This is a genomic window from Aquiluna borgnonia (assembly GCF_013283855.1).
In the GTDB taxonomy this organism is placed as follows: Bacteria; Actinomycetota; Actinomycetes; order Actinomycetales; family Microbacteriaceae; genus Aquiluna; species Aquiluna borgnonia.
Window position 1 is genome coordinate 677,565 of record NZ_CP054056.1, and the last position, 21,740, is coordinate 699,304.

Below are 21,740 nucleotides of genomic sequence, written 5' to 3' on the forward strand. Positions count from 1 at the left end.
GATCTCCTATGTTTTGAGGTTTTACTCTACCGAAATACCGCTTAGCGAGACGGCGTTCAGCGGAGAGCCATCACTTCCGTCATCAGCTGTTCCTGCTGCCGCAATCGCGGTCACAGCCTCGAGGTTTGAGGTGATTCGGCCAAACACCGTGTAGCCGCCCGCAGCGTCCGATGGAATCTGCGAGTCCTTGTAGACGATGAAGAACTGAGAGCCCATTGAGGCTGCATCGCCGCCTCGACGTGCCATTGCAAGTGTTCCAGCAGGGTAAATGTCGTCTGCCGGAGCATTCTCAATCGGGCCAAAGCTATAGCCTGGACCGCCGGTTCCATCGCCGCTGGGGTCTCCGCACTGAAGCACAAAGATTCCCTCGGTGGTGAGTCGGTGGCAATTTAGAGATTCGAAGTAGCCAGCTTGGGCAAGGGAGATGAAGTTTGCTGAGGCCTGGGGTGCCAGGTCACCGAATAATTCCAGTCCTAGAGGTTGATCGTTTAAGTTCAGGGATCCGTTCCAAGTTCGATTCTCAGCCAACGCCGGGTCTGGAACCATCGACTCAGATTCCTCGACAACTTCCTCTGCAACCACTTCTTCGGCCGGAGCGGATCCAGGGCCAATGCCGAAATAGGCCAACTGTCCGAGAAATGCAAGAGCCAGCGCACCAGCGCCGACGAGGAGAGCGAGTCGATTGTCCTTTTTGCGAACCAGCTCCCGCTCATTCTTTAGGTTTTGTTTTGCTTGGTAGTTAGCAAGCTTGTCGGTGTTTCCCATAAAACCCTCAACTTTCCGCAGTAATTCTAGGTGTTGCATACAATCAGCTTGTGGCTTCAATACCTTTGGCAAACAGGCTCAGACCCAAGAGCATCGACGACGTGCTTGGGCATGAATCCTTACTAAAGAATGGCTCGCCGCTTCAAAGGCTGATATCAGGGAGCGAGACACAGAAAAGCTCCGTAATCCTTTTTGGACCCCCCGGAAGCGGTAAGACCACGCTCGCAAGGCTGATATCGCAGGGAACCGGCTCGGACTTTGTTGAACTCAGTGCTGTTTCAGCATCGGTTGCAAATGTTCGCGAGGTGGTTGAGAGCGCTAAACGGCAAAGAGAGGTTTTTGACCGCGATACGGTGCTGTTTTTAGATGAGATTCATCGCTTCAGTAAATCCCAGCAGGATTCCCTGCTGGCGGCTGTGGAATCTGGTGTGATCACACTGATTGCAGCCACCACTGAGAACCCAGCTTTCTCAGTGATTCGCCCACTGATCTCGAGATGCCTGGTAATCAAATTAGAACCGCTCACGCAACTTGAAACTAAAACGCTCCTCGAGAAGGCGCTCAACGATCCCAATGGCGTTCGCCTTGAAATCGAAGAAGACGCCCTTGAATACATAGCCAGCGTCTCGGATGGAGACGCGCGAAGAGCCCTAACCCTTTTGGAGGCTGTTGCGCTGGGCTCTGAGGCTGCCACTCTGGAAAACGTGAAAGAAGTTTGCAGTCGAGTCCAGGTTTACGATGCCACTGGCGACCAGCATTACGACACGATCAGCGCTTTTATAAAGTCTGTGAGGGGTTCTGATGTAGCAGCGGCAATCCACTACTTAGCCAGGATGATAGCCGGGGGAGAGGATCCTCGCTTCATCGCAAGAAGGCTAATGATTCTGGCCGCCGAGGACATCGGCCTTGCCGATCCAAACGCCCTGTCCATCGCTCATGCTTGTGCTGGAGTGGTCGAGAAGATTGGCATGCCAGAGGGGAGAATCCCACTAGCCGAGGCAACTATCTACCTTGCAACTGCGCCCAAGTCGAACCGGGCGTACCTCGCAATAAATCAGGCTCTTGAAGACCTCGAGAGCGGCGGACAGCAGCCCGTTCCCGCCCACCTGCGCTCCACCGGAGCCGTGGGCTATAAGTATCCGCACGATTTCCCAGCCGCTGTGGTTCGACAAACCTACGCTGAGGGAATACCGAACTACTACGAGCCCTCTAATCACGGGTTCGAGAGAACCATCGCCGAGCGCATGAAGGGTATCGGCGATATTCTGGGCAAATAGTGACAGGTCCACCCTCAACTGCTAAGCTTTCGGGGTTACTCTGCTCCAGCGGCTGGGACGTAGGGTGAGAATCCAACCTAAGACATTTGAAAGGTACCTTTTTGTCAAAGACAACTAGAACCCGCAGCAAGACTCGTCTGTCGCGTGCACTCGGCATCGCACTGACTCCAAAAGCTGCAAAGTACATGGAAAAGCGCCCGTATGCACCGGGCCAGCACGGCCGCACCAAGCGCAAGTCTGACTCCGACTACGCAGTACGTCTTCGCGAGAAGCAGCGCCTGAGGGCCCAGTACGGCATTCGTGAGGCACAGCTTCGCAAGACTTTCCAGGAGGCAAAGCGCACCGAGGGTCTAACCGGTGAGAACCTAGTAGAGCTCCTAGAGATGCGCCTCGACGCTCTGGTATTGCGTTCGGGCTTCGCTCGCACCATGGCCCAGGCTCGTCAGATGGTAGTCCACCGCCACATTCTCGTTGATGGAGAACGCGTTGACCGCCCATCCTTCCGCGTGAAGCCAGGTCAGATGATTCACGTTCACTCCAAGAGCGAGAAGACCGAGCCATTCCAGGTTGCAGCTGCCGGCGGACACAGCGATGTCCAGGCCAAGACCCCTGAGTACCTGTCAGTAGATCTAGACAAGCTCCAGGCCACCCTAGTGCGTCGTCCAAAGCGCGTTGAAGTTCCAGTCACCTGTGAAGTTCAGCTCGTGGTCGAGTACTACGCAGCAAGGTAGTTCTAATGAGCGGCGGCGAAGTTGTCGGCATAATTTTTGCCCTCAGCTTCGCCGTTCTCGTTCTATTCATCGGTTTCCCTCTGGTCAAACTCGGGAAAGTTCTCGACGAGTCGGCAAGAACCATCAAGTCTCTAAATGCGGAGCTTGAGCCCATGCTTCAAGAGGCCAGGGTCACCATGGCCGAGGCGAACAAACAGCTCAAGCGCATAGATGCGATCACCGAAGACGTCGAGCAGGTAACCGAGAACATCAATGGCCTGGTAGCAGTTTTTACAGCTTCCATAGGTGGTCCGCTGACTAAACTTTTTGGTGTCACCAAGGGCCTGTTTACGGTCATGGGAAAGCGGAGGTAGAAATGTCTAAATTGGGTTGGTTTGCCGCGGGACTAGGTCTTGGCGCACTCGCCGTGATTCAGCTCAGGGATAACCCAAAGGCCCAGGCGGCCCTGGATGACGCGATTGCGGCTGCCAAAGACTTTTCCTCGGCCGTCGCCGCCGGATACCAGGAACGTGAGGCTGAGCTATCTAAGCCCGCCCCTAAGGCTGCTGCCAAAGTTTCAACCCCTAGACCTGCCGCTAAGCGTCCTGCAACCAAGAAATAACTCATGAAGACTGCCGAAATCAAACGGCGGTGGCTCGACTACTTCGAATCGAAGGGTCACACCGTTGTACCCAGTGCTCCACTGATCAGCCAAGACCCAACTCTGATGTTCGTGGTCGCCGGAATGGTCCCCTTCATTCCATACATGACAGGTGTACTTCCGGCACCGTACTCGCGCGCCACGAGCGTTCAAAAGTGCGTTCGCACCCTAGACATAGACGAGGTCGGAAAGACCACACGTCACGGCACCTTCTTCCAGATGAATGGCAATTTCTCATTTGGCGACTACTTCAAAAAGGAAGCCATCGGATTCGCCTGGGAACTCCTTACAAATCCTGTTGAGCAGGGTGGTCTTGGGTTTGATCCGAAGCGTCTCTGGGCAACTGTCTACCAGGATGATGACGAGGCAATCGGTTATTGGCTTGAGCAGACCAGCATTCCTGCAGAACGAATCCAGCGCCGCGGCATGCGCGACAACTACTGGTCCACCGGACAGCGTGGCCCAGCAGGTCCCTGCTCAGAGATCTATTTCGACCGCGGCCCTGAGTACGGGGCCGAGGGTGGCCCTGAGGCAGATGAAGATCGCTATATCGAAATCTGGAACCTCGTGTTCATGCAGTATGAGCGCGCCGACGGCGGCACCAAAGATCACTTCGAAATCCTCGGCGAACTTCCAAAGAAGAACATTGACACTGGAATGGGTCTTGAACGAGTCGCATTCTTGCTTCAGGGCGTTGAGAACATCTACGAGATAGATCAGGTCCGCCCGCTGATTGACGCTGCAGCCAAGCTTTCCGGAAAGCGCTACGGAGCAGTCGAGGCGGACGACGTCCGAATGAGGGTAATTGCCGACCACATTCGATCGGCACTGATGCTGATGTCCGACGGAGTCACCCCGTCAAACGAGGGACGCGGGTACATCCTCCGAAGGCTTCTTCGTCGCTCAGTGCGATCACTGCGACTTCTAGGAGTGCAGCGCCCCTGCTTTGAAGAACTTTTCACGATCAGCAAGAATGCAATGGTCGAGGCATACCCAGAGCTCGAGGAATCCTTCGAGCGGGTTCTGCGGAACGCCCTAGCCGAAGAGGCAGGATTCACCAGAACCCTGGACACCGGACTGCAGGTGCTGTCTGAGGCGATCTCTCAAAGCGCAAAGGAGCTCTCTGGGGAAGTTGCATTCCAACTTCACGACACCTTCGGATTCCCCATCGACCTAACGGTTGAAATTGCCGAGGAAAACGGTCTCGGAGTTGACAGAGCGAAGTTTGACTTGCTCATGCAGGAGCAAAAGCAGCGAGCTAAGTCTGATGCGAAGGCAAAAAAGGTCGGCGGAGCAGGGCTCCAGGTCTATTCAGAGTTCCGCGCCCTCGGCGAGACTCGATTCCTTGGTTACCAGTCCCTGGAAACTTCGGGTTCGGTTCTGGGACTTCTGCACGAGGGTGAATCGGTTTCTGCACTATCCCAAGGTCAGCTCGGCGAGGTTTTCCTAGACCAGACCACGCTTTATGCGGAATCCGGTGGTCAGAGCGCCGATGCCGGATGGATTCGTGGCGATGGTTTTGAGCTTGAGGTTCTGGATGTGCAAAAGCCCGTGAAGGGACTGTTTGCCCACCGAGTCAGGGTTACTCGCGGTCAAGTAGTAGTAGGCGCTGCCGCGCAGACTCAAGTTGATGCGGACTGGAGACTCGGTGCCGCACAGGCTCACTCAGCCACCCACGTAGTTCACGCCGCCCTCAGGCAGGTGCTGGGACCAGAGGCCTTGCAGTCCGGTTCGTTCAACAAACCCGGCTACATGCGGCTCGACTTCTCTTGGACCGCTGCACTTTCAGAGGAAACCAAAAGTGAAATTGAGGAGGTCTCTAACCTCGCAATACGCGCCGACCTCGCCGTTAGCGCCCAATTCATGAGCCTTCCCGAAGCCAAAAAATGGGGAGCGGTAGCACTGTTCGGCGAGACCTATGACGAAGAGGTTCGTGTTGTCCAAGTTGGTGGCCCCTGGTCAAGGGAGCTTTGCGGTGGAACACACGTGTCCAGATCCTCGCAAATTGGTCTGGTTTCCGTAACTTCCGAATCTTCGGTCGGTTCGGGCTCCAGAAGAATCGAAGCATTGGTTGGGCTTGATGCGCTTCACTCGCTATCGGCTGAGAGAGATCTAGTGAGACGACTTTCGGTCAATCTCAAGGCTCCGGTTGCTGAAGTCGAGGCAAGAATCATGTCCTCCCTGGAAGAGTTAAGGAGTGCTCAGCGCAGAATTGCAGAGCTGGAGTCCGCTCAAGCCCTCGCGCTCGCGCCGGCTCTGGTTACGACCGCAACCAAGATTGCGGGCCTAAATGTGGTTTCACAAGAACTTACAAATCCCATTTCTACTGATCAGCTAAGGGCTTTGACGCTTGAAGTCGCTAGGCAGCTGCCCGATTGTGTAGTGATTTTAGGTGCCTCGCTGGAAAAGCCCGTCGTCATGGTCTCCTCGTCTCAAAAAGCTCAGCAACAGGGCATTAGGGCGGGAGAGCTGGCAAAAGTAGCATCTGCTGTGCTGGGCGGTGGCGGCGGCGGCAAGGCTGACTTCGCTCAGGGCGGTGGAGTCGATTCGGCCAAAATGTCTGCGGCCCTTCACGCTGCGGTCTCCGCAATCGGCTGATGGCTTTTGTCGCGCTCGACGTTGGGGATGTCCGGATCGGGCTTGCCTTCAACCAAGGCGAACTAGTCCTTCCAAAAGAGGTCTTTCAAAATACTGAACCCGGGCTCGTCGCGCTCACGGAAGACCTCACCAGGCTCAAACCCGAGGTTGTTTACGTGGGTCTTCCACTTAGTCTCTCCGGTGGGCACACTGCCTCGACATCAAAGGCGATAGAGTTTGCGCGCAAAATTCAAAACCTCGGCTTTACTGTTCGCCTTGTGGACGAGCGAATGACCACCAGGGGAGCGCAGGCAAAGCTGACGGCTGCAGGTAAATCAACAAGAGATTCACGGTCCATCATCGATTCGGTTGCAGCTATGGCTATTCTCGAACTGGCTCTTGCCAATCCCCAGATAGGTTTAGCACTGGAGGATTTGGATGCTTGATGAGTTTGAAACCACTGCTGAAAGAGGCCGCAGGAAAGGACTGCTCATCGGAGTAGTTTCTGTGCTGGCGACTTTGGGCTTGATTGCTGGAGCATCGCTAATCGCTTTCGACTCGGTCAAAGACTTTGTTTCTAGGTTTCAAGTCGAAGATTACGATGGCAGCGGTGGCCCGGAGGTATTGATAGTTATTGAAGCTGGAGATGACGGGGCGGCCGTTGCACGAAAGCTAGTCGATGCCGATGTCATAAAGAGTTTCGATGCCATCTACCGCAGCATGCTCACCACAGAATTCACTATTTACCCGGGAACATACCGCTTCCCCTCGCAAATCTCAGGGGCCAGGGCCCTGGAGATCCTTATAGCGGGTGAGAACCGAGTAACGGTTAGCACTACGATTCCAGAAGGCTTCCGTATCCGGGAGATTATTCCTCAGCTCGCAACTGACCTTGGCCTGAGTGAAGCTGACCTTGAAAATGAAATCCAAAAGGTCTTGGCCAGATTGCCCGAGGAGGCTCCAAACGCCGAGGGATATCTATTTCCAGCCACATATACTTTTGATCCCGGCGTCACGGCAGAAATGGTTATTACTGCAATGGTGGACCGTACCGAACAAGCGCTGGCAAAGTTCGACATGACTCTCAAACAGAGCCACGAAGTGATGACCCTTGCGGCCCTGATTCAGGTAGAGGCCAGACTGAAGGAGGATTTTTTCAAAGTCTCTAGGGTCTTCCAAAATCGACTGGAACTGGGCATGCTGCTGCAGTCGGATGCAACCGTGAGCTATGGCACCGGAGGCACTACCGTCACAACGACGGATGCCCAACGCTCCGATGAGAACCCCTACAACACATATTTGTACCCCGGCCTACCCGCTGGTCCAATTTCAAACCCTGGGGAGTTGGCTATTGAAGCCGCACTAAGGCCGGCCGACGGCTCTTGGCTCTATTTCGTCACAGTGAACTTGAAAACTGGCGAGACTAAATTCAGCAATACCTGGTCAGAGCATGAGAAGGCCGCGCAAGAGTTTTACGCTTGGCTACGAGAGAATCCGGAGTGGAATGACTAGTCGTTTCGCCTTATTGGGAAGCCCAATTTCCCACAGCAAATCTCCCGCGATCCACACCGCAGCCTTTAAAGCCATGGGCGTTGATGCTGCCTACGATTCCCAAGAGCTATCGGAACACCTAGCAGAATGGGTTCAGGGACTGCCGGACAGCTACCGGGGACTTTCTATAACAATGCCCCTAAAGGAACAAGCCTTAGCCCTAGCCGAGCGAGCAGACCCGATTGCAATTGCAACAAACGCTGCCAACACCCTGGTGCGCACAAACACCGGTTGGGATGCCTACAACACCGATGTTTTTGGGATTCAGAGGTCAATTTCCCATTTGAAAGTGGCCAAGGCACTGGTACTGGGTTCGGGGGCTACTGCAAGAAGTGCCGTCGTGGCACTGCAAGAGTTAGGAATTGAAGTCAGCATCTGGGCCCGAAATTCTAAAAGCGCAAAAAACTTAGCCTTTGAATTTGAAGCTCTTGTGTGCGACGACATATCAACCGCAAAGACAGTGCCGCTAGTAATTTCCACACTTCCAGGTGGGGCCTTGGACGAGTACCTTGGTCAGCTTGAGAGCCCAAGCGGGGTTCTTCTCGATGTTGCCTACCATCCCTGGCCATCTAAGGCCGCCGAGCACTGGGGCATGAATTCGACCATTTCCGGCCTAGAAATGTTGATTTGGCAGGCCATTGGCCAGCAGCGACTTTTCAACGGAAATGCATTGGACGAGCCCTTGGAAGCCGAAAAAGAAGTGCTCTTGGCCATTCGTGCCGCCCTAGAGATGGCAAAATAGTTAGATGCTGCGCTGGATAACTGCTGGAGAATCTCACGGACCCGAACTAATTGGTGTGCTGGAGGGGCTCCCCGCGGGTGTTCCCGTGCTTGCTGAAGACATTCAGGATGGCCTAGCCCGTCGCCGGCTCGGCTACGGCCGTGGCGCTCGAATGAAGTTTGAGCAAGACGAGATTTCACTCTCTACCGGCATCCGCCACGGGCTGAGCCAAGGCGGTCCGATTGCTATTCGAATCGCAAATACTGAATGGCCCAAGTGGGAGACCGTCATGTCGGCAGCCCCTGTGGCCGCGGAGGATTTGACCGGTGCACGCGGTGCAGCGCTTACTCGACCAAGACCAGGTCACGCTGATTTCACCGGCATGCAGAAATACAACTTCGATGATGCCAGACCAGTTCTGGAAAGAGCCTCTGCCCGCGAGACCGCTACAAGAGTCGCGCTTGGACAGGTAGCAAAAAACTTTCTCAGAGAGCTCGGCATTGAGTTGGTTACCCACACTGTTGCCATCGGACCGGTTCAAAACACGAGCCTCGAGCTTCCAAAGCCTAGTGACGTTGAGAAACTCGATACTGATCCGGTGAGATGCTTCGACAAAGAGGCAAGTGCTCAGATGGTTGCCGAAATTGATGACTGCCACTCATCGGGAGACACCATCGGCGGCGTTACCGAGACCTTGGTTTACGGCTGCCCTCCAGGCATCGGTAGTTACGTGCATTCCGACAGAAGACTGGATGCCCAGCTTGCCGGGGCCATCATGGGGATCCAAGCCATGAAGTCTGTGGAAATCGGTGATGGCATAGACACCACACGTAGGCGCGGGAGCGTTGCCCACGATGAGATGCTGCGTGAAGACGGCGCCGTGCACCGCATCACAGACCGCGCCGGTGGCATTGAAGGCGGAATGTCAAACGGGGAAATTATTCGGGTGCGCGCGGGCATGAAACCGATTTCAACTGTTCCGAGGGCCCTGCAGACCATCGACACGGCAACGGGCGATGCCACAACAGCACATCACCAACGTTCGGATGTCTGTGCGGTTCCAGCCGCCGGAGTTGTTGCCGAAGCAATGGTTGCACTGGTAATCGCCAATGCGGTCTTGGAAAAATTCGGTGGCGACAGCGTGGGTGAAACCAAGCGGAACATGGAAAGCTACCTGGCCGCTATCCCCGAAACTCTTCGCTCCCGCATTGCCAGAGGCTAATGAAAACCCTGATACTGGTTGGTCCAATGGGTTCAGGGAAGACGACTCTGGGTAAAAGACTCGCGAAGGAGCTTGGTGTTCAATTCACGGACACCGACAAACTCGTTGCCAAAACCCACGGCTCGATTACGAAGATTTTTGAGGTACACGGCGAGCAGCACTTTCGCGACCTTGAACACATCGCCCTCACCGAAGCCATAAAAGCCGGGGGAGTCATCGCCACTGGAGGCGGAGTGGTCTTGAGACCAGAGAATCTAGCGCTAATGAAGGGCCACTCGGTCGTGTTTTTAGATACGGCCGCCGAATTCGTGCTCGGAAAGATAAACCTGGAGAAACGACCACTGCTCAAGGACAACCCTGAGCGCTGGCAGACCATTTACGATGAGCGCAAGAAGCTCTACGAAGAGGCGGCAACCGCAACTCTTTTCACCGGCGGAGCATCCGTTAAAGCGCTTATAAAACAACTGAAGGATTTGGTGGAACAGTGAGTTCAGTAATCGGTAGGGGACTGCTATCAGAAGTATCGAAGAGCCTTGACGGGGTAAAAAAGGTACTCATACTTCACCCGCAATCACTTTCAACGACCGCCATCGCCGTCCAGGAGGAGCTACGCAGTAAGGGCTTTGAGGCGCTGGTTGCTGAGGTGCCGAACTCTGAGGATGCTAAGCGGATCGAGGTCGCAAGCTTCTGCTGGCAAATCATGGGTCAAGCAGACTTCCATCGAAACGATGCCGTGATTGGAATCGGCGGGGGTTCAACGACCGACCTTGCTGGATTCGTCGCTGCAACCTGGTTGCGCGGGGTTAGAAGTGTTTTGGTGCCAACCACCCTCCTTGGAATGGTAGACGCGGCCATCGGCGGTAAGACCGGAATCAATACCTCCGAGGGGAAAAACTTGGTTGGGGCATTTCACCTGCCGCACCGAGTAATCATTGACCTGGACACCCTCGACACGCTTCCTCGAAACGAACTGCTGGCCGGTATGGCAGAGGTCGTGAAATGTGGCTTCATTGAAGACCCCTGGATTCTGGATGCAGTAGAGAGCGAAGGTGCTCAAATTGACACCCACTCTGAGGTGTTCGAGGAACTGATTCGCAGGGCAGTTGCCATAAAAGAAAACGTCATCGCGGTTGATCTCAGGGATACCGGTAATCGCGAATTTTTGAATTACGGTCACACCTTGGGGCATGCTATAGAGCACGCGGAGCGTTACAAATGGCGTCACGGAGCCGCAATCTCCATAGGAATGGTGTTTGCAGCCGAGCTCTCCATGCTCAGCGGAAAGTTAAAAGAGCATGAGGTCGAACGTCACCGCACTGTTCTTGGGTCACTGGGTCTTCCACTTACCTATCGAGCTGATCGCTGGGAGCAGCTGCTGGCGACAATGCAGCGTGACAAGAAGGCGCGTAGTGGGTCTTTGAGGTTCGTGGTACTGGATGCCATCGGCAAGCCAACGATGCTAAACGCACCAACTCCAGAGTTGGTATTCACGGCTTTTCAGGCGATTGTGGAATAGCGTTTAGCCATGCGCAAAATTTACGTCCTCAATGGGCCAAACCTAAACATGTTGGGAGCCAGGGAACCTGAAGTTTACGGCCACCAAACTCTGGCGGACATTGAAGCCGCCATGCGCAAGGCCGCAGGCGGGGTTGAAATCGAATTTCACCAGTCGGCCAGCGAAGATGTTCTAATCGGGTTGATTCACAAGGCTTTCGGGGAGAAGGCAGACGTAATTCTGAACCCTGCCGCATTCACCCACTACTCGTATGCCCTACGAGATGCCTGCGCGATGCTCGCCTCCGTCGGCTCGAGGCTAATAGAGGTCCACATTTCAAACCCCCACAGCCGAGAAAGCTTTAGGCACAACAGCGTCATTTCAGGTGTGGCAACCGGAGTGATAGCGGGCTTTGGGGTTGATAGTTACCTTTTGGCACTCTCGCAGCTGACTCGCAACTAGACTCTTTCAGGTTTATCAAGGAGAAAAATGGCAACCTCAAACGATCTAAAAAACGGCATGGTCCTCAACATCGAAAACCAACTCTGGTCGGTGATTGAGTTCCAGCACGTGAAGCCGGGCAAGGGCCCCGCGTTTGTTAGAACGAAACTCCGTCACGTCCTCAGTGGCAAGGTCGTTGAGCGCACCTTCAACGCTGGTGTAAAGGTTGAAACCGCAACGGTTGATCGACGAGACATGCAGTACCTTTACAACGACGGCTCCGGTTTTGTCTTCATGGACAACACCACATACGACCAAATCACTATTTCGGCGGAAACCGTTGGTGAAGCGGCCAACTACATGCTCGAGAACCAGATGGCGACCGTCGCACTGCACGAGGGCGCTCCGCTTTACATTGAACTTCCACCATCTGTGACTCTTGAGATCACCTACACCGAGCCTGGTCTTCAGGGAGATCGCTCCACTGGAGGAACTAAACCAGCGACCCTCGAGACCGGTTTCCAAATTCAAGTCCCTCTCTTCATCGAAAACAACACGCGCGTGAAGGTGGACACCAGAACCGGTGATTACCTCGGCCGAGTTACCGAATAGTTGAGCGCCCGGACCAAAGCGCGTAAGAGGGCCCTAGACGCTCTTTACGCGGCGGATGTGAGACAAGAGTCCGCAATGGATTTACTGAAGCAAACCGAGCAGCAGAGTCAAGACCGTCAAAACCAAGACGTCATTTTTGACTACGCCGAAATGCTCGTGACGGGATATCTCGAAAACGCCAACCAAATCGATACTGAGCTTCAGATGTTGGCGGACAACTGGTCTATTGAGCGAATGCCTGCGGTTGATCGTGCACTTCTCAGACTGGGAGCGTGGGAGATCTTGCACAATTCCGAGGTTCCTAACGAGGTCGCCATTGCGGAGGCAGTGGCCTTGGCAGGGGAGTACTCCACCGATGAGTCACCCAAATTTATAAATGGCGTTTTGGCACGGCTGGCCAAAGGCAGACAGGCGCTCTAGCGACTGTTATGATTTACCAAATTCACCTTTAAATTCGTCCCGTGAGGCGAAGAAGGAAGCAAGATGCAGGAAAGCGTCGTACTCGAGGCCCACGAGATTGAGAGGGCCCTGAGGCGTATTGCCCATGAAATTCTCGAGGCCGTTGAAGGCAATTCCGACCTTGTTCTCCTAGGAATTCCAACCCGGGGCAGATTTTTAGCTCAGCGGCTCGGCCAGCTATTAAAAGCCATCGACCCAGACTCAAAAATCGAGCTTGGCACGTTAGACATCACCATGTATCGGGATGACTCTGTGGCTGCCGAGAGACTGATCCACACCACAGAAATTCCCGTGAGCGGGATTGCGGGCCGTGTCGTTATCCTCGTCGACGACGTGCTCTATTCAGGAAGAACAGTCCGGGCCGCGCTTGATGCCCTGAACGACTTCGGAAGACCCAGCCACGTGAAACTGGCCGTGCTGATAGACCGAGGCCATCGAGAACTGCCAATCAGGCCCGACTTTGTTGGCAAAAACCTTCCTACGTCCAAGTCAGAGCGGGTCCGCGTGAGTCTGAGTGAGATAGATGGTCAGGACCAGGTGGTGATTTCAAAGTGAGACACCTAACCTCAATTCGGGAACTGACCAGAGAGTCAGCCATCGCCTTGCTTGACAACGCCCAAGAGCTTGCGCAAGTTGGTGACCGAGAAGTCAAGAAACTCCCTGCACTACGTGGCAAAACCGTAGTGAATCTCTTCTTCGAAAACAGCACTCGAACCCGAATTAGTTTTGAGATTGCCGCTAAGCGCCTTAGCGCAGATGTCATAAACGTTTCGGCCGAGAGCTCCTCAGTTTCAAAGGGGGAGTCGCTCAAGGACACCGCGCAGACCCTGGAAGCTCTGGGGGCAGATGCGATTGTGCTGCGCCATCCAATGTCGGGTGCCCCCAAAATACTCGCCGCCCAGGGTTGGACCAAGGCCAGCATTGTGAATGCGGGTGATGGGTCTCACGAGCATCCAACCCAGGCACTCCTGGACGCTCTTACCCTTCGGCAAGTAGCTGCATCCTCGACCGACTTGGCAGGGCTGAGGGTTTTGATTGTCGGAGACATTCTGCACTCAAGGGTTGCCCGATCTAACATTTTGCTCTTGAACCTGCTGGGCGCAAATGTAGAGATCTGCGGACCAGAAGCACTGGTTCCCAGTGGAATCGAGGAGCTCGGCGCAAGCATTTCGCATTCCTTTGACCAGGCTTTGGAGCGCAATCCCGATGCAGTGATGATGCTGCGGATCCAAAAGGAGCGCATGGATGGTTCATACTTTGAATCCCCAGCGGCCTATGGCAGAGACTGGTCACTGAATTCCGAGCGGTTGTCAAAGCTTCGCCTAAACACCAAGATTCTTCACCCGGGCCCTATGAACCGAGGTTTGGAGATATCCGCAGAGGCTGCCGACGACTCACGCTCTCTAGTACTGAGGCAAGTAGCAAACGGGGTAGCCGTACGAATGGCCGTGCTGCACAACTGTCTAAGTTCAGGGGGTGAGTCATGAAATCGGTTCTAAAAGGCGTCCAGTTACCAAACGGTAAAACAACAGACGTCACAATCGAAGGCACCACTATTGCCGCTATCGAATCAACCAGCGAGGCTGGTTTAGATTGCAGCGGCTTGATTGCCCTACCCGGATTCGTGGACGTCCACACTCACCTTCGAGAGCCAGGTTTTGAAGCCAGTGAGACCGTTTTGAGCGGAAGTCGCTCTGCCGCTGCGGGTGGCTACACAGCCGTCCTTGCGATGGCAAACACTGACCCCGTGACCGACAAAGCCGAAGTTGCCGAATTGGTTGCCAGACTTGGCGCTGAGTCAGGTTATTGCGAAGTTCAGCCCATAGGTTCTGTAACCAAGGGGCTCAGGGGTGCAGAGCTATCGGACCTTGAGGGACTAGCCAAATCCTCAGCCAAAGTTCGAATGTTCAGCGACGACGGAATGTGCGTCTTCGACGAGTCACTAATGCGCGAAGCGCTAATTAGGGTCAAGGCATTTGACGGCGTGATTGCCCAGCACTCCCAGGATCCGCAACTCACAGTCGGGGCTCAGATGAACGAAGGTCCACTAGCTACCGAATTGGGTCTCAAGGGTTGGCCCGCCATTGCTGAGGAAGCAATCATAAAGCGGGATGCTCAGCTGGCCCTTGAAACGAATTCACGCTTGCACATTTGTCACCTGACGACCGCTGGTGCTGTCGAGGTTGTTCGGTGGGCAAAAGCCAAGGGGGCAAAAATAACCGCCGAGGTTACCCCGCACCACCTATTGCTGACCGAAGAGTTGGTGCGGAGCTACGACCCCGTCTATAAGGTAAACCCACCACTGAGAAGGCAAGAAGATGCGCTGGCCCTGCAGGCGGCAGTTCTCGATGGAACCATCGACGTAATTGGAACCGATCACGCTCCGCACTCGGCTGAAAAGAAGCAGTGCGAGTGGCAAAACGCAGCCTTCGGGATGGTGGGCCTTGAGCACGCGGCATCGGTGCTGCAGCAAGTTCTGATCGAGAATGGGGGGCAAACCTGGGAGAGGTTCGCAGCTCTGATGAGCACAAAACCCGCTGAGATTGCAAGACTCACCGGCCAGGGAGAATTGCGAGTCGGTGCTGTGGCGAATTTAGCCTTAATAGACCCGAATGCTAGGCGCACCATCCAATTCCAAACGCACTCTAGGAGTCAAAATAACCCTTTCGCCAGGACAGTGCTTCCCGGAGCTGTGGTCCACACCATTTACAGAGGCAGGTTCACGGTTGTGAACCAGGAAGTTCAGGAACTAAATGGTTAGGGAACTGATTGGCGCTGGAGCAATAGCCCTGGTTGCTTTGGTTGTGGTGCTGGTTTTCCTCTCGGTTAGATCCAAAACGCGCGCTCAAGAACAGTGGCTACCCAAACCACAGCCAGCCGTTCCCGGTGAGTCGATCGACGTCTTTTACGTCACAACCGTTTTCGCTGACCGCCCACTCGACCGAATTTGGGCCTACGGCTTGGGCTACCGAGGCAAGGCCAGAGTAAACGCTGGTGCGGAGGGGATTTCTCTAGAGCGCGATGGGGAGCGCGGGTTCCTGATTCCTTCCCACGCGATAGTAAAAATCGGATCGGCAAGCGCAACCCTGGACAAGGGCGTCGAGCGCGATGGACTAACCAGCATCGAGTGGCAATTAGGAGAGGCAAGGGTCAGCACCATGCTTCGCTTCCAGTCCGCACAGCTGCGTAAGAGATTCAACGAACAGACAACAAGAGAAGGAGCCGTCAATGGATAAAGCATTCCTAGTGCTAGAAAATGGAATGGTATTTGAGGGCGAGGCTTTTGGAAGTCGCGGGCAGACCCTGGGCGAGCTGGTTTTCGCAACCGGTATGACGGGCTACCAGGAAACAATCACTGACCCCTCCTACGCGGGACAAATTGTCGTGCAAACCGCACCGCACATCGGAATCGTCGGCACCAATTCACGGGATGAAGAGTCCTCTAGGATCTGGGTTGCCGGTTACGTGGTTCGGGAACCCTCCAGGATTTCTAGTAACTTCCGGGCCGAGCGCACACTCGTGGAGGACCTCGTTCAGCAAGGCGTGGTTGGCATCTCAAACGTTGACACCAGAGCTATCACGCTGGCTATTCGAGACGCTGGTGCCATGCGAGCCGGAGTCTTTTCCGGGGATGCAATTGCCCCGCTCGAAGTGCTCTTGGATCGGGTGAAGCAAGCGCCTGAAATGAAGGGCCAAAGCCTCAGCTCCCAGGTAACCGCAGCCTCGAGGTACACCATCGATGCGATTGGGGAGCAGGTAGGTAAGGTTGCCATTCTTGATTTAGGAATTAAGAGATCAACACTTGAACACCTCTCCGAGCGCGGTTTAGAGGTTGAAGTTTTCCCAGCGGACTCTTCATCCAGTGAAATCTTGGCTGCAAAACCAGATGCTGTGTTCTTCTCAAACGGTCCGGGGGACCCCCAAGCATCCGGGGCTCAAGTTGAAATGCTTCGCGAAGTGCTTCGGGCTGGAAAGCCATTCTTTGGTATCTGCTTCGGAAACCAGTTGTTGGGGCGGGCGCTTGGCTTCGACACCTACAAGCTTGCATTTGGACACCGTGGAATCAACCAGCCGGTAAGGCAATCCGCTACCGGTCGGGTTGAGGTTACCGCCCACAACCACGGCTTCGCCGTTGCCATTGACGGCGATGAGGCTGATTCTCCTCAGGGCTTCGGCAAGGTCCGAGTAAGTCACAGGGGTCTCAATGACGGTGTCGTAGAGGGGCTTGAGTGCCTCGATATTCCAGCATTCTCGGTTCAATACCACCCCGAAGCTGCGGCCGGTCCACACGATTCGCACTACCTATTCGACAAGTTCATTGCCCTAATCAAGGAGAGCAAGTAATGCCAAAGCGCAGCGACATCAAATCCGTTTTGGTAATCGGATCTGGCCCAATCGTGATTGGGCAGGCATGTGAGTTCGACTACTCCGGCACTCAGGCTTGCCGAGTGCTCCGTGAGGAGGGAATTCGAGTAATCCTGATTAACTCAAACCCTGCCACCATCATGACCGACCCGGACTTTGCAGATGCAACCTATGTTGAGCCGATTACCCCAGAGGTAATCGAAGCAATCATCGAAAAGGAAAAGCCGGACGCAATTTTGCCGACGCTAGGTGGCCAGACCGCCCTGAATGCAGCGATGTCACTCTATGAGCGTGGGTCGTTAGAGAAGTACGGGGTTGAACTAATCGGAGCCAAAGTCGAGGCCATTCGAGCTGGCGAGGATCGCCAGGCCTTCAAGCAGCTGGTGCTTGATGCCGGAGCAGATGTTGCAAAAAGCGCCATTGCACACAACATGGACGAGGTGTTGGCGGCAGCCGACCAGCTCGGCTACCCGCTGGTAGTGAGGCCAAGCTTCACGATGGGTGGACTTGGATCTGGTTTCGCCTACAACGAGACTGATCTCAGGAGGATTGCTGGAGCTGGAATTCAGGCATCGCCGACCTCTGAGGTATTGCTCGAGGAGTCGATTCTTGGATGGAAAGAGTACGAACTCGAGATGATGCGCGACAAGAATGACAACACCGTTGTCGTCTGCTCTATCGAAAACTTTGACCCGGTTGGAGTCCACACCGGTGACTCGATAACCGTAGCCCCGGCCATGACTTTGACCGACCGCGAGTATCAAAACCTCCGGGACATCGGAATAGAAATTATTCGTGCGGTCGGTGTTGATACCGGCGGCTGCAACATTCAGTTCGCAGTTGACCCAGTCGATGGCCGTGTGATCGTGATCGAAATGAACCCGAGAGTGTCGCGATCTTCGGCGCTGGCATCAAAGGCGACCGGCTTTCCAATTGCCAAGATTGCTGCAAAATTGGCTATTGGCTACACCCTCGATGAGATTCCTAACGACATCACAGGCGTGACCCCCGCCTCCTTCGAACCAACGCTGGACTACATCGTGGTTAAGGCTCCGCGCTTTGCGTTTGAGAAATTCCCGGCGGCCGACCCAACACTCACGACAACCATGAAGAGTGTTGGCGAAGCAATGGCTATCGGGCGAACTTTCTCTCAGGCACTTCAGAAGGCGCTGAGATCACTTGAGAAGCGCGGCAGCTCCTTCCACTGGTCGGAGCAAGCCCTATCAGCTGAAGAGCTTCTAGAGAAAATCAAAACGCCAACAGATGAGCGCATCGTTCAGGTCCAGCAGGCACTTCGCCTAGGCGCCAGTGCGGAACAGGTCTTCGAGGCCACAAAGATTGACCCCTGGTTTATAGACCAGATAGTTCTAATCAATGAGGTTGCTGCTTGGATCACCGACCTTCCAGAACTTACCTTTGAAAATCTAAAACGAGCAAAGCAGCATGGCTTCTCGGACCACCAAATCGGGCAGCTGCGCGGAATGTCCGAGGCCGCGGTTAGGCAATTGCGCCATGAACTGAACCTTCGCCCGGTTTACAAAACCGTTGATACCTGCGCGGGGGAGTTTCCGGCTCTGACCCCCTACCACTACAGCTCCTATGAGCAGATGACAGAGGTTAGACCTTCAGATCGCAAGAAGGTGGTCATCCTTGGTTCGGGACCAAACCGTATTGGGCAGGGTGTCGAATTTGACTACTCCTGTGTCCATGCCGCGTTTGCTCTTCGCGACGCCGGTTACGAAACCATCATGATCAATTGCAATCCGGAGACCGTCTCAACCGACTACGACACCTCAGACCGACTGTATTTTGAGCCGCTGACCCTAGAGGATGTCCTGGAGGTTATTCACGCTGAATCTCAGTCCGGAGAGCTTGTGGGCGTGATGGTGCAGCTCGGTGGGCAAACAGCGCTGGGTCTTGCCAAGGGCTTGCAGGCAGCTGGCATACCAATCTTGGGCACCTCACCGGAGTCAATTGACCAGGCTGAAGAACGTGGGCAGTTCCAACAGATTCTTGACCAGGCTGGACTTCTCGCACCCGCAAATGGAATAGCTACAAATTTGAGCGAAGCCACATTAGTTGCTAACCGAATTGGCTACCCGGTGTTGGTCCGGCCTTCATTTGTGCTGGGCGGAAGGGGAATGGAAATCGTCTACGACGAAAATTCACTCTCTGGCTACTTCGACAGAATCGCGGGCCACGCACTGGTTGACGCTGAACACCCATTGCTGGTTGACAGATTCCTGGACGATGCCATCGAGATAGACATTGATGCCATATTCGATGGGCATCAGCTTTATGTGGGCGGCGTAATGGAGCACATCGAGGAAGCTGGTATTCACTCCGGGGACTCAAGCTGCACACTGCCCCCAATCACCCTCAGTGACTCGCAGATTGAGCGGGTAGCAAGCGCAACCGAAAAGATCGCGCGCGGCCTGAATGTCAGGGGTCTGATCAACGTCCAGTTTGCTTTGGCATCGGATGTCCTCTATGTCCTGGAGGCAAACCCTAGAGCTTCGAGAACCGTGCCGTTTGTCTCCAAGGCACTTGGCATAACCCTCGCCAAGGCCGCCTCCCTAGTTATGGCTGGGCAAAGTATTGATGAGCTAATCAGTAATGGACAGCTTCCGAAAAGTGATGGCCGCAGCCTTCCCGCGGGAACTCCAATTTCGGTAAAAGAGGCGGTTTTACCGTTCAAGCGCTTCGCTACCAGAGACGGAAGATTCGTCGACTCGCTGCTCGGTCCAGAAATGCGTTCAACCGGCGAGGTCATGGGCATTGACGTTGACTTCCCAACTGCATTTGCTAAAAGTCAGGCGGGCGCCGGGTCAAGCCTTCCAATTTCAGGCACTGTATTCATCTCGGTGGCAGATCGGGACAAGCCACAGGCCCTGCTTCCGGTTCGAAGGTTGGCACAGCTTGGCTACCGAATCCTTGCCACCGCTGGAACCGCGAGAATGCTTGGCCGCCACGGCATCACGGCCGAACAAGTTGTCAAGCACTCCCAGGCGGCCCAGAACGAGCGCTCGATTGTTGACATGATCAACGCGGGCGAGGTTGATGTTGTTGTGAACACCCCGAGCGGTGCCGATGCTAGAAGTGACGGGTACGAGATTCGCGCCGCCACCACGGCAGCTGATAAGCCGATATTCACCACCATCGCGCAGCTTGCCGCTGCTATCGGGTCATTCGAAGTGATTCGCGAGGGTGGATTCAAAGTGAAGCCGCTCCAGGAGCACGCCGCCGATCGAAAGGCACTGATCGGTGGGTAAATTTTCAGCAAGGCTCTCTCGATCAGTTGCAGAGTTCGGTCCGATTTGCCTCGGTATTGACCCCTCAGAGACTGAGCTTGGTAATTTTGACCTTCCTGATTCAGCGGCGGGTGCCAGGGAATACGGATTGCGCCTAGTCAACGCTGCAACCGGGCTCATCGGTATTGTGAAACCTCAGATTGGCTTCTTTGAGCGATTTGGCTCGCTTGGTTATCAAGCACTGGAGGAAGTAATCACGGCTGCGAGAGATGCGTCACTTCTAGTGATCGCGGATGCGAAGCGCGGAGACATTGGCACGACAATGCTCGGATATGCCCAGGGCTGGTTCGGAGACGACTCCCCGCTTCGATCAGACGCACTTACAGTTTCCGGCTACCTTGGTCCCTCATCGCTGGCGGAGACTCTTGACCATGCCCTTGATGTCCAAGCTGGACTCTTTCTGCTCGCCGCCACCAGCAACCCCGAAGCCGGTGAGCTTCAAAAGGGGATGATTGGATCCCAGACCGTCGCATCTCGAGCGATCGAACTCGCCTCCGAGATTGGCAGGGGAGAAATAGGCGTTGTAATTGGCGCAACTCAAGATCTTGAGGAATTCGGCATCGGGCGAGTCAAAGAATCTGACATTGGAATCCCGATCCTGGCACCAGGATTTGGCGCCCAGGGGGCGTTGCTGGAGAACCTTGAGTCGATTTTTGGGGCCAGCAGCGGTCGAGTTATTGCAGCAATGTCCAGAGAGTTGACCAGAGGTGGGGCGGCTAAGTTGGTGCGAAACATCGAGAAGGCGAAGGAAAAACTGTGAGTCTGATTGTGCTGGCTGGCCCAGCAGGGGTCGGCAAAGGCAGTATCGTCCGCTGGATTTTAGAGAACCGAAATGATTTCACGGTATCTGTCTCGGCCACCACAAGAGACCCGAGACCGGGAGAAGTAGATGGGGTTCACTACCACTTCGTAACGAACGACCAGTTCGAAAACCTAATGGCTGAGGGTCGAATGCTCGAATGGGCAAAGGTTCACGGCGCCAATTACTACGGCACAATGCGCGCTGAGCTAGAGAGGGCTGAGGCGGAAGATAAGCATCTCCTGCTGGAGATTGACCTTCAGGGTGCCAGGCAGGTGGCCCACCTGATGCCAAACGCCATTCAGATTTTCATCCACCCACCAAGCTTTGAAGAGCTGGAACGAAGGCTTCGTTCCAGGGCGACGGAGACAGAATCCCAAATTCAAACTAGACTTGAGACAGCTCGCATGGAGTTAGCCAATGCGGGGGAGTTTCAATACCAGGTAATCAATGAGAATCTTGAGCAGTGCGCTCTTGAAATCCTCGGCCTGGTTAGATCACACGAAGGACAAAAATGAGCGACAAGCTTCAGGGAATCGTAAACCCACCAATTGACGAGCTACTCAGCAAGGTCGGTTCCAACTATGAGCTCGTGATCTTCGCCTCGAAGCGTGCCAGACAGATCAACGAGTATTACAGTGCGCTCCACGAGGGAAGCCTGTTCAACTACGTCGGCCCACTGGTTGACTCTTCGATTGACGACAAGCCCCTTAGCATCGCCCTGCACGAGGTCTACCAGGGCAAGCTGGTCAAAAAGAGCGCCAACTAGCAACA

Annotated in this window: 24 protein-coding genes; 23 read left to right on the forward strand and 1 reads right to left on the reverse strand. The window is 54.7% G+C overall.

What is annotated here, in order from left to right:
• Positions 1-21: 21 nt before the first annotated feature.
• Positions 22-804 carry a peptidylprolyl isomerase gene (locus HRU87_RS03500; RefSeq protein WP_246247356.1) on the reverse strand — a complete coding sequence of 261 codons (783 nt, stop codon included), beginning with the start codon at positions 802-804 and terminating at the stop codon, positions 22-24.
• Between the two features lie 11 nt (positions 805-815).
• Between HRU87_RS03500 and HRU87_RS03505 the strand changes: the two genes are divergently transcribed.
• From HRU87_RS03505 to rpoZ, 23 genes are all read left to right on the forward strand, one after another.
• The gene (locus HRU87_RS03505) at positions 816-2,042 is read left to right on the forward strand and encodes a replication-associated recombination protein A (protein WP_173493556.1); all 1,227 of its coding nucleotides are present in this window, start codon (positions 816-818) and stop codon (positions 2,040-2,042) included.
• A 101-nt stretch (positions 2,043-2,143) separates the two neighbouring features.
• Complete coding sequence (gene rpsD / locus HRU87_RS03510; RefSeq protein ID WP_173493557.1) at positions 2,144-2,773, forward strand: 30S ribosomal protein S4; 630 nt, start codon at positions 2,144-2,146, stop codon at positions 2,771-2,773.
• Positions 2,774-2,778: 5 nt separating this feature from the next.
• Positions 2,779-3,126: a DUF948 domain-containing protein gene (locus HRU87_RS03515; RefSeq protein WP_173493558.1), complete on the forward strand. Its 348-nt coding sequence runs from the start codon at positions 2,779-2,781 to the stop codon at positions 3,124-3,126.
• A gap of 2 nt (positions 3,127-3,128) precedes the next feature.
• Positions 3,129-3,374 carry a hypothetical protein gene (locus HRU87_RS03520; RefSeq protein WP_173493559.1) on the forward strand — a complete coding sequence of 82 codons (246 nt, stop codon included), beginning with the start codon at positions 3,129-3,131 and terminating at the stop codon, positions 3,372-3,374.
• Between the two features lie 3 nt (positions 3,375-3,377).
• On the forward strand, positions 3,378-6,011 hold the full coding sequence (gene alaS, locus HRU87_RS03525; protein ID WP_173493560.1) for an alanine--tRNA ligase: 2,634 nt from the start codon (positions 3,378-3,380) through the stop codon (positions 6,009-6,011).
• Positions 6,011-6,436, forward strand: a complete 426-nt coding sequence (gene ruvX, locus HRU87_RS03530; protein WP_173493561.1) for a Holliday junction resolvase RuvX — start codon at positions 6,011-6,013, stop codon at positions 6,434-6,436. The genes alaS and ruvX overlap by 1 nt, the downstream gene beginning before the upstream one ends.
• Positions 6,429-7,502: an endolytic transglycosylase MltG gene (gene mltG, locus HRU87_RS03535; RefSeq protein ID WP_173493562.1), complete on the forward strand. Its 1,074-nt coding sequence runs from the start codon at positions 6,429-6,431 to the stop codon at positions 7,500-7,502. Before ruvX ends, mltG begins: the two co-directional genes overlap by 8 nt.
• The gene (locus HRU87_RS03540; RefSeq protein ID WP_173493563.1) at positions 7,495-8,283 is read left to right on the forward strand and encodes a shikimate dehydrogenase; all 789 of its coding nucleotides are present in this window, start codon (positions 7,495-7,497) and stop codon (positions 8,281-8,283) included. Before mltG ends, HRU87_RS03540 begins: the two co-directional genes overlap by 8 nt.
• A gap of 4 nt (positions 8,284-8,287) precedes the next feature.
• Positions 8,288-9,484: a chorismate synthase gene (aroC, locus tag HRU87_RS03545; protein WP_173493564.1), complete on the forward strand. Its 1,197-nt coding sequence runs from the start codon at positions 8,288-8,290 to the stop codon at positions 9,482-9,484.
• Positions 9,484-9,972, forward strand: coding sequence for a shikimate kinase (locus HRU87_RS03550; protein ID WP_173493565.1), 489 nt, complete (start codon positions 9,484-9,486; stop codon positions 9,970-9,972). Before aroC ends, HRU87_RS03550 begins: the two co-directional genes overlap by 1 nt.
• A complete protein-coding gene (gene aroB, locus HRU87_RS03555) occupies positions 9,969-11,000 on the forward strand; it encodes a 3-dehydroquinate synthase (protein ID WP_173493566.1) in 1,032 nt (343 codons plus the stop codon). The genes HRU87_RS03550 and aroB overlap by 4 nt, the downstream gene beginning before the upstream one ends.
• A 9-nt stretch (positions 11,001-11,009) precedes the next feature.
• Positions 11,010-11,441 (forward strand): type II 3-dehydroquinate dehydratase, encoded by a 432-nt coding sequence (locus tag HRU87_RS03560; protein ID WP_173493567.1) that lies wholly within the window; start codon positions 11,010-11,012, stop codon positions 11,439-11,441.
• Between the two features lie 27 nt (positions 11,442-11,468).
• Complete coding sequence (gene efp / locus HRU87_RS03565; protein WP_173493568.1) at positions 11,469-12,032, forward strand: elongation factor P; 564 nt, start codon at positions 11,469-11,471, stop codon at positions 12,030-12,032.
• Positions 12,033-12,452, forward strand: coding sequence for a transcription antitermination factor NusB (nusB, locus tag HRU87_RS03570; protein ID WP_173493569.1), 420 nt, complete (start codon positions 12,033-12,035; stop codon positions 12,450-12,452).
• 63 nt (positions 12,453-12,515) lie between these two features.
• Positions 12,516-13,046: a bifunctional pyr operon transcriptional regulator/uracil phosphoribosyltransferase PyrR gene (pyrR, locus tag HRU87_RS03575; RefSeq protein ID WP_173493570.1), complete on the forward strand. Its 531-nt coding sequence runs from the start codon at positions 12,516-12,518 to the stop codon at positions 13,044-13,046.
• Entirely contained in the window at positions 13,043-13,978 is a 936-nt protein-coding gene (locus HRU87_RS03580; protein WP_173493571.1) for an aspartate carbamoyltransferase catalytic subunit, read from the forward strand. Before pyrR ends, HRU87_RS03580 begins: the two co-directional genes overlap by 4 nt.
• Positions 13,975-15,252, forward strand: a complete 1,278-nt coding sequence (locus tag HRU87_RS03585) for a dihydroorotase (RefSeq protein WP_173493572.1) — start codon at positions 13,975-13,977, stop codon at positions 15,250-15,252. The genes HRU87_RS03580 and HRU87_RS03585 overlap by 4 nt, the downstream gene beginning before the upstream one ends.
• Positions 15,245-15,727, forward strand: a complete 483-nt coding sequence (locus HRU87_RS03590; protein WP_173493573.1) for a PH-like domain-containing protein — start codon at positions 15,245-15,247, stop codon at positions 15,725-15,727. Before HRU87_RS03585 ends, HRU87_RS03590 begins: the two co-directional genes overlap by 8 nt.
• Positions 15,720-16,835: a glutamine-hydrolyzing carbamoyl-phosphate synthase small subunit gene (gene carA, locus HRU87_RS03595; protein ID WP_173493574.1), complete on the forward strand. Its 1,116-nt coding sequence runs from the start codon at positions 15,720-15,722 to the stop codon at positions 16,833-16,835. The genes HRU87_RS03590 and carA overlap by 8 nt, the downstream gene beginning before the upstream one ends.
• The gene (gene carB / locus HRU87_RS03600; protein ID WP_173493575.1) at positions 16,835-20,128 is read left to right on the forward strand and encodes a carbamoyl-phosphate synthase large subunit; all 3,294 of its coding nucleotides are present in this window, start codon (positions 16,835-16,837) and stop codon (positions 20,126-20,128) included. Before carA ends, carB begins: the two co-directional genes overlap by 1 nt.
• Positions 20,121-20,927 carry an orotidine-5'-phosphate decarboxylase gene (gene pyrF / locus HRU87_RS03605; RefSeq protein ID WP_173493576.1) on the forward strand — a complete coding sequence of 269 codons (807 nt, stop codon included), beginning with the start codon at positions 20,121-20,123 and terminating at the stop codon, positions 20,925-20,927. The genes carB and pyrF overlap by 8 nt, the downstream gene beginning before the upstream one ends.
• The gene (gene gmk / locus HRU87_RS03610; protein WP_173493577.1) at positions 20,924-21,484 is read left to right on the forward strand and encodes a guanylate kinase; all 561 of its coding nucleotides are present in this window, start codon (positions 20,924-20,926) and stop codon (positions 21,482-21,484) included. The genes pyrF and gmk overlap by 4 nt, the downstream gene beginning before the upstream one ends.
• Positions 21,481-21,735, forward strand: coding sequence for a DNA-directed RNA polymerase subunit omega (rpoZ, locus tag HRU87_RS03615; RefSeq protein ID WP_173493578.1), 255 nt, complete (start codon positions 21,481-21,483; stop codon positions 21,733-21,735). Before gmk ends, rpoZ begins: the two co-directional genes overlap by 4 nt.
• The last annotated feature ends 5 nt before the right edge of the window (positions 21,736-21,740 follow it).

What these genes read in the sequence shown, in the direction of transcription:
- mltG (WP_173493562.1), top strand. Translation starts at nt 6,429, where the DNA reads ATGCTTGATGAGTTTGAAACCACTGCTGAAAGAGGCCGCAGGAAAGGA.
- alaS (WP_173493560.1), top strand. Translation starts at nt 3,378, where the DNA reads ATGAAGACTGCCGAAATCAAACGGCGGTGGCTCGACTACTTCGAATCG.
- HRU87_RS03550 (WP_173493565.1), top strand. Translation starts at nt 9,484, where the DNA reads ATGAAAACCCTGATACTGGTTGGTCCAATGGGTTCAGGGAAGACGACT.
- pyrR (WP_173493570.1), top strand. Translation starts at nt 12,516, where the DNA reads ATGCAGGAAAGCGTCGTACTCGAGGCCCACGAGATTGAGAGGGCCCTG.
- HRU87_RS03520 (WP_173493559.1), top strand. Translation starts at nt 3,129, where the DNA reads ATGTCTAAATTGGGTTGGTTTGCCGCGGGACTAGGTCTTGGCGCACTC.
- carA (WP_173493574.1), top strand. Translation starts at nt 15,720, where the DNA reads ATGGATAAAGCATTCCTAGTGCTAGAAAATGGAATGGTATTTGAGGGC.
- carB (WP_173493575.1), top strand. Translation starts at nt 16,835, where the DNA reads ATGCCAAAGCGCAGCGACATCAAATCCGTTTTGGTAATCGGATCTGGC.
- HRU87_RS03500 (WP_246247356.1), bottom strand. Translation starts at nt 804, where the DNA reads ATGCAACACCTAGAATTACTGCGGAAAGTTGAGGGTTTTATGGGAAAC.
- rpoZ (WP_173493578.1), top strand. Translation starts at nt 21,481, where the DNA reads ATGAGCGACAAGCTTCAGGGAATCGTAAACCCACCAATTGACGAGCTA.
- HRU87_RS03585 (WP_173493572.1), top strand. Translation starts at nt 13,975, where the DNA reads ATGAAATCGGTTCTAAAAGGCGTCCAGTTACCAAACGGTAAAACAACA.
- aroC (WP_173493564.1), top strand. Translation starts at nt 8,288, where the DNA reads ATGCTGCGCTGGATAACTGCTGGAGAATCTCACGGACCCGAACTAATT.
- HRU87_RS03560 (WP_173493567.1), top strand. Translation starts at nt 11,010, where the DNA reads ATGCGCAAAATTTACGTCCTCAATGGGCCAAACCTAAACATGTTGGGA.
- HRU87_RS03590 (WP_173493573.1), top strand. Translation starts at nt 15,245, where the DNA reads ATGGTTAGGGAACTGATTGGCGCTGGAGCAATAGCCCTGGTTGCTTTG.
- efp (WP_173493568.1), top strand. Translation starts at nt 11,469, where the DNA reads ATGGCAACCTCAAACGATCTAAAAAACGGCATGGTCCTCAACATCGAA.
- HRU87_RS03540 (WP_173493563.1), top strand. Translation starts at nt 7,495, where the DNA reads ATGACTAGTCGTTTCGCCTTATTGGGAAGCCCAATTTCCCACAGCAAA.
- ruvX (WP_173493561.1), top strand. Translation starts at nt 6,011, where the DNA reads ATGGCTTTTGTCGCGCTCGACGTTGGGGATGTCCGGATCGGGCTTGCC.
- HRU87_RS03515 (WP_173493558.1), top strand. Translation starts at nt 2,779, where the DNA reads ATGAGCGGCGGCGAAGTTGTCGGCATAATTTTTGCCCTCAGCTTCGCC.